Consider the following 13159-nt stretch of genomic DNA (forward strand, 5'->3'; position numbering starts at 1 on the left):
ATTAGGCTCATTTTTGGGAATTTTTTGATCAGCATCTTGATCAAATTCCTGAGCTTCCTCCGGCGGTGGTGCCTCCTCGATAATTTCACCATTATCCTCATTCGTCGGTGTCGCCTTGGCTGGTTGCGTCGCTGATGGCATTGGTTTGGGTTGGGCGATTGCTTGCTCCATTCTTAGAGGAAGGACGAGAACTGCTAATAGTAATAGTTGTGGAATATTTGCCATTACTGCCAACCCAAGGCTTAACCCTTCTGATATAGCCTGCCTTGGGCGATCGCACCACAGGAATTAAGCTGATTTTGTCATCAATTGAGCTAAGAGATATCTGCAATTGGGCAAGTTGATAATCTCTATCACGTTGCTGTTGCGCGAACTCTTGCAGTTGTCGAGTGTACGCTAGATTTGCCTCATTTTGCTGTTCTACCCGTTGGGCAGATTCAATTGATGCACGATATTCAACGAGTTTACGGTTATCTCTAGCCGTTTGCAGTTTTGAATGAGCCAAATTTAGCTCGGATTTCGCCAACTGCAAAGCAACCTCTAGTTTCTCCAACTCCTGACGCTGGACGATGGCGCTAGACGCTAACTTGCCTTTTGCTTGGTCAAATGCCGAGTTAGCCTGTTCGCTCTCCGCGATGGCTTGTTTTAGTTTGGCCTCCTCATGCCTCAGCACGGGTGAATCCAAACGTAAATCCTGCATGGTTTTGATTAACTGCTCCTGCTCCTGCACCTTCTCTGACGCACTTCTCGCCCCAGCTTCCGCCTTTTCAACCTCAGCCCGTGCCTCTGGATTATCAGCCAAAAGAAAAGGACGGCGACTTTCTAAAGTGCTTTGAGCCTGTTGTAAACGTAGCTTGGCCTGAGCAATATTAGATTCTTCCTCTAAGAAATTAGCCGCAGGTAAGTTTGCAATTGCTGGTGCTGCTTTGGGTTCAAAGGGCTGGGGCAGAGCTTTAGATTTGAGATTTTCGATTTGCAAAACAACAGACTGGCGTTGTTTGTTGAGGCGATCGCTCTCTAGGGTATTTTCGACAAGTAAATCGCCTTTTTTAACTTCCTGCCCTTCCTTAACCTTTAAAAATGTAGTGTCATCAACAGTTAAATTGATTCTCAATGCGCGGTCTGTGTTGGCATTGTCACTTTGTTTTTTACTGCCGGAAAAAGTCTCTACAGGTATATCTGTACTACTAACCTTAAGAGCCTGCTGACTTTGAGCAATGGCTACACCGAACGTAGTTATAAAGATTGCGATCGCAATGTATCTGAATAAGAATTTCATAATTGCTTAATCACAACCTCGCCACTCAGAATAAAAAATTCCTCTAGCGGCTCTAGGTCTTCTTTTGAAGCGTAATCAAGACTGACACCACTAGCAGATTTGTTGACTGTTGACATTGCCCCCGGTGTAGCGATTGGTAAATTAATTTCGCCGCTATCCTCAATTTCCAGTATTCCCGAAACTAATGCTCCTGATGGTAGCGACTTCACCCACTCCGCCGCCTCAGCTTCTTCTATGCGTTGCCGTCGAGTCTTAACATCTAGCCTTTCAGGTAGCACATTTACACGTTTAGCGATGATGTCACCGCCATTGCCAATTCTCATAATTTGCCCGGAAATCGAGCGTACAATCAATTTTCCGCCATCTGCACCAATAGCCCAAAATTTATCATTAACAAGTGAATTATCAACTGTGCGAACACCTTCAATTTGGACAGCGATCGCTTTTTGATTCTCCTGGCGCAGTAGCTCTACTGCTGTACGCTCTGTAGGGAATAGAGTACGTGTAGCCCACGCGCCAAGACCGCCGCCCCCGGTGACTAAATAAAATGAAATGCAGAAAACACAAATGGCACTGGCTAACACTGCATAATCAGCCGTTTTACCCGTTTCAATGCGGTTTTGTGGGTTGAGTCCAATTACCCAGTTATCTTTATTGATAGGCCAGAAAAATTGACAGCCTAGCTTGGTTGAGCAATCACTAAAACAACTTAATAAATGTCCTAATGGCAATGCTGCCCATAGCTGCCAACCATACAACCACAAGACAGGCAAGGTCAGAGTAGCAATTGCCAATGATAAAAATATGCTGTGAGTTGCTGACCTGTGCGCGTACTTTTCCTCTAAGAAACTGGCTAAAGGATAGACAGCCTTACCAATCCAGCTTTTAGTAGTATCTAAATCTGGAATCTGTGAACCTATCGCAGCCAGCAGTAGTACAGATATATCAGCACTGCCAGTTAATACAGAGACACCAGCCAAAGCGACGGCAGTATGAGTAATTCCCATCATCGGCGGCTATTCCTTTTTGGAAAAACTAAACTGAGCGATCGCAGTGAGAACAATACAGTGATTGCCAGCCCTCCAAGGATTCTAAGGTGTAAGTCACCTGTTGCCATACCAATGAATCTAACTGCACCAAGCAAGCCGGCGATCGCCATTAAAAACGGTGTAATGTCTCGATAATTGTTACTATCCTGGTTGTTGTTTGATTCAACACCCTGCTGTAGTTCTAGCACCATACGCTGTGCTAGTAGTGGGTTGCCTCCGGCGCGGCTGGCTAATTCTGCTGCCTTGGGTGGTGAAATCTGCACACCCATTTTTGATGCTTCAGACCAAATAATTGTGCGGATTTGTTGCTCATCCAAGGGTGGCAATGTCAGTCTAGGAACTTTGAATAATACACCCTCTAAATCGCGCTGATTACCTAATAAAAGCAGTACAGCGCCGCTTTCGTGTAAATCTTCTAGCCAGCCTTTGAGAGAAGCTGGCCATTTGTGGATGCGATCGCAAATTAAAATAGTCGAACTAAGGTTGAGTGTTATTTCCTCCCTGAGTTGTTTGGCTGTTAGTGGCTTACCCCTATCACCCTCATCAATAATTTGGTAAAGGTCAATATCAAGCCCCTCAGCAATCATTTGCAGACATTTGGTGTTGTCACCTCGATAAATGCCATAACAGCAATCAAGCTCATCCTGTACCAACTTAGCCAGATGTGTTTTGCCCATGCCAACATCGCCAGTTACACAGATAGATTTACCTTGCTGCAAACTGGCTAACACCTGCGCGGTGATGCTTGGTCGAAAGTCTTTAGTGCTGAGTGCTGAGTAGGGAGTAGGGAGTGGGGGTGTTTGTGTAGGGCGATCGTTTTCTATGCTGGGTGTTTCAATTTGCTTATGGCCATCTTGGCGAAAAAACTAGGATCATAATTCTCCTGACGTTTGTTGATTGCTGTAGCAGTTCTAGAGCGATAGTTATCAACCTGCTGTTTTAAATCATCTGGCAATTGATCAGGGTTTTCTAGTAGATGTAATACTACTGCTTCCTCGCCTGCTAGTAGTGCTGCTGCTCTTTCAGCCCCACGTCTAGCTACTTGAGCTAAATCATCGCTGGGAGTATTGCTATATTCGCTTACTGCGTTGAGTTCTTGTACCTCATCGTCAGAGAAATCTGTACCTGTTGTAGCTAGGTTTTCAGTACTGTTTTGTACCACAATCGCCTTAGATTCTCGCCACTCTTTGATGTACTTGCTTAAATCGCGGTCGCTGCCCCCGGTACGCTGCCGTACCGCATCGCGTGTAATTTTTTCTCCAGCAGCTTGCATAATATCGCAATTTAAAAATACTTTTTCTCGCAGAGTTTGGACTTCGCTCATTTTCAACGTACCAAAATTTATATACAAAATGGTACGTTTTTTTACCTGTCAAAAAGCAACCGTACCTGCACTGAGGTACGGCTGAAAATTTTATGTACCTGTGATTTCTAAGAAAATTTACTCTCGTACCAACTCTCTCATTTTGGTTTCTACCCAATCCGAGAAATCACCATCAAAATTAGTATCTTCTAAGTGTCGCAAGAATTTACGGTGTAATTTGTCATGTACATATATAGTAGTTTGCCGATAGTCTGGATCTGAGCGTTTGCCAGATTTCACCTTTGCACTACCCTTACTTACAGTCTTAGGCTGAGGTTCTACTGTGGGTGCTGGCTCTGGCTGTACCTCCTGCGGTTGCTCCTGTGGTTGAGGTGTCGGATTAGCAGAACGGGCAGCGTCACCAATTGCAGCGAATGGATTTTTTTTACTCATCTATCTCAGCCTCATTAAGTAACTCAAAAAAATCTGCTTTGGACACTACTTGGTTAATTTGTTTTGGTTCTAGCGTGTTGTAGCGTTTTTGCGCGACGATTTGACCATCTGGTTTAATATCAATAACTCTCCAAACCGAATCTGTTTCTGTTCTTGGTCGCACAAAATCGTATAGTTCAATTTTTTTCGTCACTGCATCACCTTCAGTAACTCAACACCCAATTTTTGATAATCGCCCCAAGCAATCCTCGCTCTCTCATCACCACTTTCATATACTGGCACTCCGCGCAGAGATGCCTTTTGATATGCGCTATAGCGGCGAATCATAGTGCTAAATACTGGGAGCTTCATCTGCTCCTTTAAAAACTCCATAGCCTCATCGCCAGCCTTAGAAGGTTTGGGAGGAATGATATTGAGTAAAATTTTGTAATTGGTATTTGGCGGAATTGCCTTGACCATTAGCATTAGGGCATCTAACGCCAAAGCATCAGGTGTGGTTGGCAAAATCATTAGGTCACAGGCATCAATTAACCCTTGCAAATCTTCAACCTCTGGCCTTGCTTTGGTATCGATAATGATGTGTTTATATTTACTGGCAATACTAGCTGCCTCTGTTTCATCACATAAATCACAAGGTAGTTTACCCCTACTTGCCCAGCTTGACGCGCTGCGGTTGGGGTCGCCATCTACTAACAAAGTTTTTTCTTTCTGATGAAGGTAACAGGCTAAGTGTACGGCTGTACTGGTTTTCCCAATGCCGCCCTTGAATCCGACGACTGTAATTATCATAACGGGTACTCGGATATTTGCGTATCTGAATTTTTGCATAGCCGAATATCTGAGTACTTGCAAATTAACATTAGTTAATACTGTAATTTTTAGCTCAGTCATTTGAGTCAAATATTGGGGTCATCGTGCCGAAACGGGAATTTTGTACGCTAAGAAAATTAAATAATCCCCTAAACTATTGTCCAAAATGAGTTACAGCTTCTTAAATTTGAAAATTTTTGATTTTTTAGGTTTAAAACTCTGAAGTGGCATTGATTATTGCCAAAAATGGTTATTTTTGGGCAAGTTGTTGACATGAAATAACCTAGAAAGCTTATTCTACTTTTCACAACTTTACTTCCGCCAACTATTATTTATGGGCAAGTTCGTCTTGAAGCCGATTTTGAGCCATTAGCTGAAAAATTCAATTAAGTATTTGCTAGAAAGCAAAGCACAGTAAGCGTTTGGCAGTCTGAGCATTGTCTTAGCGTACAAAATTCCCGTTTCGGCACGATGACTCTCAAATTATTTCCATTGAAATTGTATTAATTGGAGAATGAATTTATGATCTTAAGCTTGCTCCACTGCCACTATGATTAGTGATGTGTTCACTCAGAACATTAAAAAGCTGGCTTGGTTGCCTCGGAAACTACCAAACCAGCACTCATTAAAACTAATAAAGGTCAAAGCAAATGCTCAAACCCATTAAACAGTTTAATCATAAGCCAACAATTATGATTTTTGTCATTGTTGGCGGATTAGTTGCTCTAGCCTCTCTTTCAGTGGTGGCAAATGCTAACTGTGCAGTCTCGCTAGACTTCAAAATGTCCCCTCTGCCTAGTTTCCAAATAAAAAAGGATGCTTGCTCACCCAAATAGCAAGTACTCAAGTATGTAAGTATCCGCATACTCAACAAAAAGGCGATCGCTTTCTTTGAGGGTGCGATCGCCTTGATTACCTTTTCATAACATTTTTACGTCATCTCATGGATTCAGAACTTACGCAAAAATTTCCAAAAGCTTAATTTAAACTGCCAAATTACCAAGAAGGTTAAGAAACTATCCATCCAAATAAATAAGGCGATCGCAATTCATTGTGAAATGATTTTAGTTTAAACGTGGATTTCAGTCTGATAAAACTTAAAGCTTATATCTTGACAGGCAAGAAAATGAAAAAATGCCATTAATTCAAGGCTTTCAGTTTAAAGCGCATTTAATAACTAACTCAATATAAAAGTAATACTGCTAGGTAAAGGCAGGCAAAATGTAGCACACAGCACAGTTCAGATGTCGTTCAACCAAAAATGATTTTTTCTAAAACAAGTATATTAGTGATGATGTTTGCTAAGAACATTAAAAAGCTGGGTTGGCGGCCTCGGAAACTACCAAACCAGCACTCATTAAAACCAATAAAGGTCAAAGCAAATGCCTAAACCCAAACAGTTTAATCATAAGCCAGCAATTATGGTTTTTGTCATTGTTGGCGGATCAGTTGCACTAGCCTCTCTCTCAGTGGTGGCAACTGCTAACTGTGCTGTCTCGCTAGACTTCAAAATGTCCCCTCTGCCTAGTTTCCAAATAAAAAAGGATGCTTGCCCACCCAAATAGCAAATACTCAAGTATGTAAGTACTTAAACATCTGAGTACCTGCATACTCACCATAAAGGCGATCTAGTTCTTGTAACTGTGATCGCCTTTATCCTTTAAGAAAATTGTCAGTTGAGTACAGATGCGATCGCACCTCAAAGAGCTAAATAACTTAATATGAAAAGGCGATCCGGGCAGATATAATGACCACAATCGCCTTTTTGAGCAACTCACTTACAACTCATATTTTTAGATATAATCTAAAGGTTAGATTATCTAAATAAATGGTAGTTAGGCACATTTTTAACCTACAATCGACAACTAAAATTTTGGTCGGGTTAATTCACATATCTGCTGTGAATTATTGATTTCCAATTTTAATTGACCGTATTCTAGATTAATATGTTTTCCTGCTAACACCGCACTGGTCAGTATTGCGATTAAAATAATACTAACCATCACAGAATGCACAAGAAAACTAGCCTCTCTTGTTAGCTTCATTTTGAGTCTTCCTTTTTGCATTTGGAAAATATGAAGCGAAATCTAATAAATCCAGAAAGGAAGACTGTTAGTGACTTGCGATTACTTGGAGTCTGCTTTCTATTTACTAATTTGCTTCATCTTACAATTATATAGTGTTTTCTTTGGTAGCAATAGACTTACACCCAATATTCTGTATAGATTGAGTGAATAAATATAAGTACTAATATCGCCATTGAGGTTGGTAGCTTTTAGTACTAATATCTAAGTTTTTAGAATTTCTAAATAAGCTAGAACGGTTAACGAATTCAGCAATTAAAATTGGATACTAAGAGTATCAACGTAATCTTTATGCAACATCTATGCAACAAAATTTCTATGTTGGCTTAGATTTCTTAAAAAATGCTTTTCCACAAAGGTACGGTTTGTACGGTTATCCGCATAAAAGATAAGCAGCTAAAATCTAGCTGCTTATCTTTTAAATATTGAAATCTGTTTTTTGACAGACTCCAAGTAATCGCTCTTATATATTAGCAAATTTATCTCTAATGTCAAACTTTCCAATCTACTGTTTTTAGCAAGAAACGTCAATAGTTTCAGAGAAGGATGAGAAAAACACTCATTTTTTTATTTCTCTGAATAAAGTAATTTTTATTTTGCTGAGTTATTTTGATACAAATAGAGTACTGATATGTTGAGAATTTTACCTTCCTTGAATAACATATACTAATATTGCCAACTTGCCAAATTGGCTGTTGTTAATAAAACCAGAATTTGGCTATGACTGATTAATCAAACAAGTGGATTTGTCAAATTCCGCTAAATTGTTATAACTTTACAGAAACTAAACATTAAGAAGGCGATCGCCCTTGGTCGCTCTCCTCAGTTCTCAGATAATTTTGAAACTAACTTTCAAAATTATCCTCTAAGAAAAATAGCGATCGCCCACCACACCCAAGCGATCGCAGTCACAAGAACTAGATCGCCTTGATTACCTTTTCATAACATGCTAACTGTACAGTCTCCTTAGACTTTAAAATGTCGCCTCTGCCTAATTTCTTGCTTAAAAAGGAGGCTTGCCCACCCAAATAGTAAGTACTCAAGTACGCGGATGTTTAAGTGTCCGAGTATCCGCATACTCAACAAAAAGGTGATCGCACCCCAAACCAGCGATCACCTTGCCGTAGATCCTAATTTCAACCCTGCTTCTCACTGATGAGCAGGCTTTTTTTATTTCAATCCCTACCCAGGATTAATTAATTGTGAGTGCGATTGCGTATCTCAATCCCCAAAATAGCCCGGCGCTGCCACGGCTTGAGTAAAAGTCCTGTGGAGGTTGCGCCTCTTTCAAGTATGTTTGACACCTCATTGTTCAAGATGCCGACAAAACAAGCGTTTCAAGATTGTAAAGAAAGATGTGACTAATGGATAGTCCTTCAGCGGCGGCTAGTAACCCTTTTATACCCACCAAGATCGCTGCACCGTTCGGTTTCAAGAGGGTGTTAGCCTGCGATATCTGTAATTACATTTTAGGCACTTCTGCTTGTAGCCCATTTTTTTTTAAAATACTCAACAAAATTCGTTAGTAGTCCCCTTCCTCGACTGAAATCTTTCCCTTCCACAATTTCAAAATGTGTACAGTCAGCTGTATGATCGTTGAGAAAAATAGAATAATAACCTAGTTTAGGGGTATCTCTTCTTCTATCGAATAAAATATAAAAAGGCACGCAAGTAAGCCCATCATAGATTCTTAATTCTAGATTATGTCCATAAGTTGGATCGTTTCTTAAGTTACGCATTGCAGTAATGAAGTCTCGAAGTCCTACAATCCAGGCTTGACCTTCATCCATCTCATTAGATCTATGAGTAGCATTAGGACAATCAGGATCTATAGCAAGAATATGGATCTTAACTCCTTCTTGCAGAGCATTCTTTACGTCTTCAAGATACCCTTTACGAAGTGAGCAGTAGGTGTCATGCCAATACACCGTATCCCCATTCTTGGCAATGCGAAAAATGCTACCGAAATCCATCTGCTCATGTACCCTCCGAAAACCCTGTTCAGAGAAAGCCTTGATCTTGAACATATTCTCCAAGCGGTTAACCAGTGAATCTCGATCATAGATAACTGAAACCCAGCTTGCTAACAGTGCCGACCCAGTTGTTGATAGTAGCTGCGACCAGAAACCTAAACTATTTTGAGTAAACAAACCAACAGTTAAAAGTATTAAAGAAATAGTAAATACTACGGACGTTGGAGTGAAATAAGTCGCAAAGTTACTTAATGGATTTTCGGTTCTATGATTATTACTTTGAGGCATTAAGGTTCCGAAGCTAGAAGTCAAGATTCAAGATGACATGAAGATCAAATGAAAAACTCATCAATCAATAAAATCGAATTAGCTAGAACGGTTAGAGGAGGAATATGCTAGTGTAACTGAACTAAAACTTGCAGATGAGGTACTAGAAGAATGTGCAGGAATTTTAGAAAACGTTACATCATCTGACGGAAAAAGTTCTTGAAGAAGAGTTTGACTCAATTTAAATTTATTAAGATGCTCTTTTTCGTCCTGCTGCCCTTTCAGCCCAGAATAGGGATAATGATCTAAGAATCGACCGAACAAATATTGGCAATCATTCCGATATTTCTCAGTGTCAAGAATATGAACATGCCAAACATTATCAATTTCTATTGTAGGTACTAGTTCTTGCTCAGGATATAAAGCATTCAAAAAAAGAAATTTCTTGTATTGAGAAACTGCATATTCTGCTTTTTCTCGACTCCACTTATGAATATCTTTCGGATGAGTTAGCTTGACAATAATTGATTCCAAATCAAGATTCTCAAACTTAGGCAAGAGTGCGCGTTTAGATTCATTATTAACACTTATTCCAAACATCAAACATACCTCACAAATTTGGTGTATTAATTATACCTTGTGCAAGTAGAATGATTTTCTGCTGTCAACCACACTTTACGTTTCTTGCAAAAGCCTTAAAGACTGAAACAGGTTTTTTGTCATCTGTCCTCTAAGAATGAAAGCGATCGCCCCCACCCAACCAGAGCGATCGCCCTCATCCTCTAAGAATTTAGAGCAGCATCAATGGCATCACTAATTTCTTGATGCTCCAAATTTCTGGTATGCAGTGCCGCCGTTGCAGCAGCTTCCGCAATGATGGTGTACAGTACTGGTGAATCTGGGGTTGCTTTAGTCAAATACAGCAGAGCTTTGATTAGATGATCCTCTGGGTTTTCCTTCTCTAATTCCTTGAGCGCATCATAATTAGTTCTGGAAGCTAAAGCTAATTGGTGATAATCAGTTCTGGGTTTTAGAAATTTTAAAATATTTTCTATTGCATTCCCTACTGAGTCAACAGACTCAAAAGCAATGGTGTTACCACTGCTGATTTCATCTAAAGCTTTTACCTGTGCATAGTCAGCCACCGCATTAGCCGCCGCCGCCAAAATTTTGCGTAAGTTAGGATTTGTGCTGGTCGCACTCACCAAAAATCCCAGACATTTGCTGTAAAAATCTCTAAGATGACTGGCATAGATTTTTTTAACTGCCTTGGCATCACCTTTTTTATATTCTTCTAATGCCTGACGTTGCCATTCATTAGTCGGTTCGCCCAATTTTTCTAAAAACAGATCAATCACCGCTTCCAGTGTGATGTTTGTAGATACTGCTGCTTGCACCATTGTTATTTACTCCTGTTAAAACCAGACTTTAGTTTGATTGGCTTGCACTTGAGGTAAGTACAAAGTTTCCCAGTTACGCGCTAAATGTTCTTTAACAATGCGGCTGACATACCTAACTAGGCTGTCACCGTCATAAAGTACAGCTATTCGTAGCAGACATATATTCTGTTCAGCCAGAACAATATAGTTAAGTTGCCGCTTTACCATCTCCTCAACTGGTAGTAAAGCAACATCTCTGAGTGGATTACCTTCTACTCTGATGATGGGAGTTTTATAAGGTGGTAGTCCCTTAGTCCCCTCACTTAGCATAATGTCTACCCATTGTTCAGAGGTTAATTCTCTGGCTTGGGCATCCAACTTTGCCAGATTTAGGTAATAATCACGCTTTCGCCCAATCCAACCTCTGATGTATTGGGTAACAAGTGTGTTTAATGAATCTCCTGAAACTTCGCCGAACGTTGTCATTCTTTCGTCGTCTTCAGGACTGACATAGTAGTAGCCCAGTGCAAATTGTTGAGCCATTAATAGTTGTGTTTCACAAGGGGTTTTTATTTAATTTAGTATATAGTTTATTATTTTTAGTATTTTGGTACAGTAAAGTTAATAAACAAGCCCCGGCGCTGGCACGTCGGGGACTTATCGCCCACCGTAGGATTCGGCTACAGGAGCAAAACTATTATGAGTGCTGATGAACAAAAACGCGAGTATGTTCTGAATGCGATCGCATCTTATTCAACACAGCAAGAAGCAGCGATCGCATTAGGGACATCTCCTAGAGTGGTTTCCCAATGGAACACAAATAAAGCCAAACCCAGAGATTTAGCAGTTAGAGTTGTGCAGCTTTTGGGAGTTTTGAAGGACGCAGGGCTTGAAGTACCCCCACCGCTAGATTTTTGAGTGGAGAACCTATGGCAGATAAAATTACTAATCCCATTTCGATTAAGAGGATCGTAGACCGAGGCTTAACTGTTAGCCAAATTGAAGAAATGATTAATGCTGAGGGTGTTGAAAAGACTCAGGAATTTCTTTGGTAGGCTTGGAAGAATAAGGGGAAAAATGAGGAGAATCCTAAATAGTTAAGTCTTGAGATTTTGTGCGTTAATTGACTTTAATCATTGCCCCTCTAGCTGGAGGGGCTTTTAATTGAGTTAAATACAGGTTATGCAATTACCTTGCATTGCTAAAACCTATTGTTGATAAGCAGTGGAAAGCATTTTTACTTAGTTTTCTGCAATACAAAACTAACAATTATTGCATCTTCCACTACAACTATGCAGAGTGTGAAATACAAATAAGCAGTATTTGAAACGCGAGTACAGCTTACTTGAATTACACCCACTGCAATTATGCAAACTACACATTTTTCATACTGCAATGGAGCAAGCAAGAATCATCTATGAAACTTTGGTAGGCGATCGCGTCTGTGATGTTCACTGGTGGCGAGTCAAAAAAGCGATGACTGCCTGTGAATTGAATATGAATAAAGCTGGCTTTGAGTTATTCCTTGCCCTTAAAAATGTTTCACCTCGTTATTTCGCTCAATATCACAAAGTAAAGCGTCAGGTCACAAGCCTTGAGCCATCAGTAGGCGAGGGCGTGACTGGTGAGCAGTTTGTAAGTTTGCTTAAAAGATTAAACATTGAGCCTAATCAATCAACAATTAGCCGATGGTTTAAATCGTGTGGGGGCTTTAAAGCAAAAGCTTTCTACAACAAAACTGTACTAATTCCTATCATTGCGATCGCTCTGATTTATAAAGCAAAGAATCAAAATAATCAACTGGCAAAAGTATCATGAGCAAAAATACTATCCCTACTAGGATTCAATCTCGGCTGAACAGAAGAAATATTAAAGTTTCTCTTGGAGAAATCAAAGATGCTCTCATTAAGACTGCTGTTGATGCAGATAACCCTACTTTTGATGAAATTGATAGTATTACACAATATTTCATTGATCAGAATGCAAAACCGATTGTTTATGATATCGATGAAAATCAGACAATTGTACATGATTTAGATGCAGATAATGAAGCGATCGCACCTGTTCAAATAGATGAAGAATTGCCGATTGAGGATATTGAACAGCCTAAATCAGAAATAATTAGAAGTACGGCTCAAAGTCTTGGGATTACTTTAGATACTGCTCAGATTGCTGAAATTGCATCAAATTTAAATAGTTCATCAGATGAATTTCATGATTCATTAGATGAAATTAAATCAGCTATTGTTGCGTTTGTTAGATATAAAGCATCATTGAACAGTCAAAAAATTTCTGATGTAGTTGACTATGTGAATGAAGTTGTTAGTCAGGAGTTTGATGGTAACTCTCGTCAGCTAACCCAAGGATTGCAGTCTATTAATCAAAATATGCAACAGCAAAGTCTTGACTTTAAAAGAAATGTCAAGACAGCAATTGCAGCCTTTAAAGTGCCAGCAGCAGGATGATGTATTAAAAATTAAGGTTAATCCTATTGTCTTGCTATCAATAATTACTTTGCTATCTCTATTAACAATTATTGATAGCTGCAAAATGAGCAGAATA

At 39.9% G+C, this 13159-nt stretch carries 14 protein-coding genes; 3 read left to right on the plus strand and 11 right to left on the minus strand.

Translation table 11 applies throughout. The features are described from left to right. Nucleotides 1–97: 97 nt before the first annotated feature. From NCWK1_RS28395 to NCWK1_RS28455, 11 genes are all read right to left on the minus strand, one after another. Nucleotides 98–1279, minus strand: a complete 1182-nt coding sequence (locus NCWK1_RS28395; protein ID WP_103126991.1) for an HlyD family secretion protein — start codon at nucleotides 1277–1279, stop codon at nucleotides 98–100. After that, nucleotides 1276–2289, minus strand: coding sequence for a metal-dependent hydrolase (locus tag NCWK1_RS28400; RefSeq protein WP_103126992.1), 1014 nt, complete (start codon nucleotides 2287–2289; stop codon nucleotides 1276–1278). The genes NCWK1_RS28395 and NCWK1_RS28400 overlap by 4 nt, the downstream gene beginning before the upstream one ends. Next, nucleotides 2286–3059 carry an AAA family ATPase gene (locus NCWK1_RS28405; RefSeq protein WP_103126993.1) on the minus strand — a complete coding sequence of 258 codons (774 nt, stop codon included), beginning with the start codon at nucleotides 3057–3059 and terminating at the stop codon, nucleotides 2286–2288. Before NCWK1_RS28405 ends, NCWK1_RS28400 begins: the two co-directional genes overlap by 4 nt. An 89-nt stretch (nucleotides 3060–3148) precedes the next feature. Further along, on the minus strand, nucleotides 3149–3652 hold the full coding sequence (locus NCWK1_RS28410) for a DNA-binding protein (protein WP_103126994.1): 504 nt from the start codon (nucleotides 3650–3652) through the stop codon (nucleotides 3149–3151). Nucleotides 3653–3769: 117 nt separating this feature from the next. Continuing rightward, on the minus strand, nucleotides 3770–4084 hold the full coding sequence (locus NCWK1_RS28415) for a hypothetical protein (RefSeq protein ID WP_103126995.1): 315 nt from the start codon (nucleotides 4082–4084) through the stop codon (nucleotides 3770–3772). Continuing rightward, the gene (locus NCWK1_RS28420; RefSeq protein WP_103126996.1) at nucleotides 4077–4277 is read right to left on the minus strand and encodes a hypothetical protein; all 201 of its coding nucleotides are present in this window, start codon (nucleotides 4275–4277) and stop codon (nucleotides 4077–4079) included. The genes NCWK1_RS28415 and NCWK1_RS28420 overlap by 8 nt, the downstream gene beginning before the upstream one ends. Next, the gene (locus NCWK1_RS28425) at nucleotides 4274–4873 is read right to left on the minus strand and encodes a ParA family protein (RefSeq protein ID WP_103127006.1); all 600 of its coding nucleotides are present in this window, start codon (nucleotides 4871–4873) and stop codon (nucleotides 4274–4276) included. The genes NCWK1_RS28420 and NCWK1_RS28425 overlap by 4 nt, the downstream gene beginning before the upstream one ends. Before the next feature lie 3574 nt (nucleotides 4874–8447). Continuing rightward, a complete protein-coding gene (locus NCWK1_RS28440; RefSeq protein WP_103126999.1) occupies nucleotides 8448–9239 on the minus strand; it encodes a hypothetical protein in 792 nt (263 codons plus the stop codon). Between the two features lie 78 nt (nucleotides 9240–9317). Then, nucleotides 9318–9818 (minus strand): glycine-rich domain-containing protein, encoded by a 501-nt coding sequence (locus NCWK1_RS28445; protein WP_103127000.1) that lies wholly within the window; start codon nucleotides 9816–9818, stop codon nucleotides 9318–9320. Nucleotides 9819–10000: 182 nt separating this feature from the next. After that, on the minus strand, nucleotides 10001–10618 hold the full coding sequence (locus NCWK1_RS28450; protein WP_103127001.1) for a hypothetical protein: 618 nt from the start codon (nucleotides 10616–10618) through the stop codon (nucleotides 10001–10003). Between the two features lie 15 nt (nucleotides 10619–10633). After that, nucleotides 10634–11140, minus strand: coding sequence for a transposase (locus NCWK1_RS28455; protein WP_103127002.1), 507 nt, complete (start codon nucleotides 11138–11140; stop codon nucleotides 10634–10636). A gap of 156 nt (nucleotides 11141–11296) precedes the next feature. On the opposite strand from NCWK1_RS28455, the gene NCWK1_RS28460 reads away from it, so the two are divergent. The 3 genes from NCWK1_RS28460 to NCWK1_RS28470 all read left to right on the plus strand — a co-directional run bounded on the left by NCWK1_RS28460 (nucleotide 11297) and on the right by NCWK1_RS28470 (nucleotide 13062). After that, a complete protein-coding gene (locus tag NCWK1_RS28460; RefSeq protein WP_103127003.1) occupies nucleotides 11297–11515 on the plus strand; it encodes a helix-turn-helix domain-containing protein in 219 nt (72 codons plus the stop codon). A gap of 579 nt (nucleotides 11516–12094) precedes the next feature. Next, nucleotides 12095–12415, plus strand: a complete 321-nt coding sequence (locus NCWK1_RS28465) for a hypothetical protein (protein WP_245895012.1) — start codon at nucleotides 12095–12097, stop codon at nucleotides 12413–12415. Continuing rightward, nucleotides 12412–13062 carry a hypothetical protein gene (locus NCWK1_RS28470; protein ID WP_103127005.1) on the plus strand — a complete coding sequence of 217 codons (651 nt, stop codon included), beginning with the start codon at nucleotides 12412–12414 and terminating at the stop codon, nucleotides 13060–13062. Before NCWK1_RS28465 ends, NCWK1_RS28470 begins: the two co-directional genes overlap by 4 nt. Nucleotides 13063–13159 lie beyond the last annotated feature (97 nt).

Source organism: Nostoc cycadae WK-1 (assembly GCF_002897135.1).
Lineage (GTDB): Bacteria > Cyanobacteriota > Cyanobacteriia > Cyanobacteriales > Nostocaceae > Nostoc_B.

What these genes read in the sequence shown, in the direction of transcription:
- NCWK1_RS28450 (WP_103127001.1), bottom strand. Translation starts at nt 10,618, where the DNA reads ATGGTGCAAGCAGCAGTATCTACAAACATCACACTGGAAGCGGTGATT.
- NCWK1_RS28415 (WP_103126995.1), bottom strand. Translation starts at nt 4,084, where the DNA reads ATGAGTAAAAAAAATCCATTCGCTGCAATTGGTGACGCTGCCCGTTCT.
- NCWK1_RS28440 (WP_103126999.1), bottom strand. Translation starts at nt 9,239, where the DNA reads ATGCCTCAAAGTAATAATCATAGAACCGAAAATCCATTAAGTAACTTT.
- NCWK1_RS28425 (WP_103127006.1), bottom strand. Translation starts at nt 4,873, where the DNA reads ATGATAATTACAGTCGTCGGATTCAAGGGCGGCATTGGGAAAACCAGT.
- NCWK1_RS28445 (WP_103127000.1), bottom strand. Translation starts at nt 9,818, where the DNA reads ATGTTTGGAATAAGTGTTAATAATGAATCTAAACGCGCACTCTTGCCT.
- NCWK1_RS28410 (WP_103126994.1), bottom strand. Translation starts at nt 3,652, where the DNA reads ATGAGCGAAGTCCAAACTCTGCGAGAAAAAGTATTTTTAAATTGCGAT.
- NCWK1_RS28470 (WP_103127005.1), top strand. Translation starts at nt 12,412, where the DNA reads ATGAGCAAAAATACTATCCCTACTAGGATTCAATCTCGGCTGAACAGA.
- NCWK1_RS28465 (WP_245895012.1), top strand. Translation starts at nt 12,095, where the DNA reads ATGAATAAAGCTGGCTTTGAGTTATTCCTTGCCCTTAAAAATGTTTCA.
- NCWK1_RS28400 (WP_103126992.1), bottom strand. Translation starts at nt 2,289, where the DNA reads ATGATGGGAATTACTCATACTGCCGTCGCTTTGGCTGGTGTCTCTGTA.
- NCWK1_RS28395 (WP_103126991.1), bottom strand. Translation starts at nt 1,279, where the DNA reads ATGAAATTCTTATTCAGATACATTGCGATCGCAATCTTTATAACTACG.
- NCWK1_RS28455 (WP_103127002.1), bottom strand. Translation starts at nt 11,140, where the DNA reads ATGGCTCAACAATTTGCACTGGGCTACTACTATGTCAGTCCTGAAGAC.
- NCWK1_RS28460 (WP_103127003.1), top strand. Translation starts at nt 11,297, where the DNA reads ATGAGTGCTGATGAACAAAAACGCGAGTATGTTCTGAATGCGATCGCA.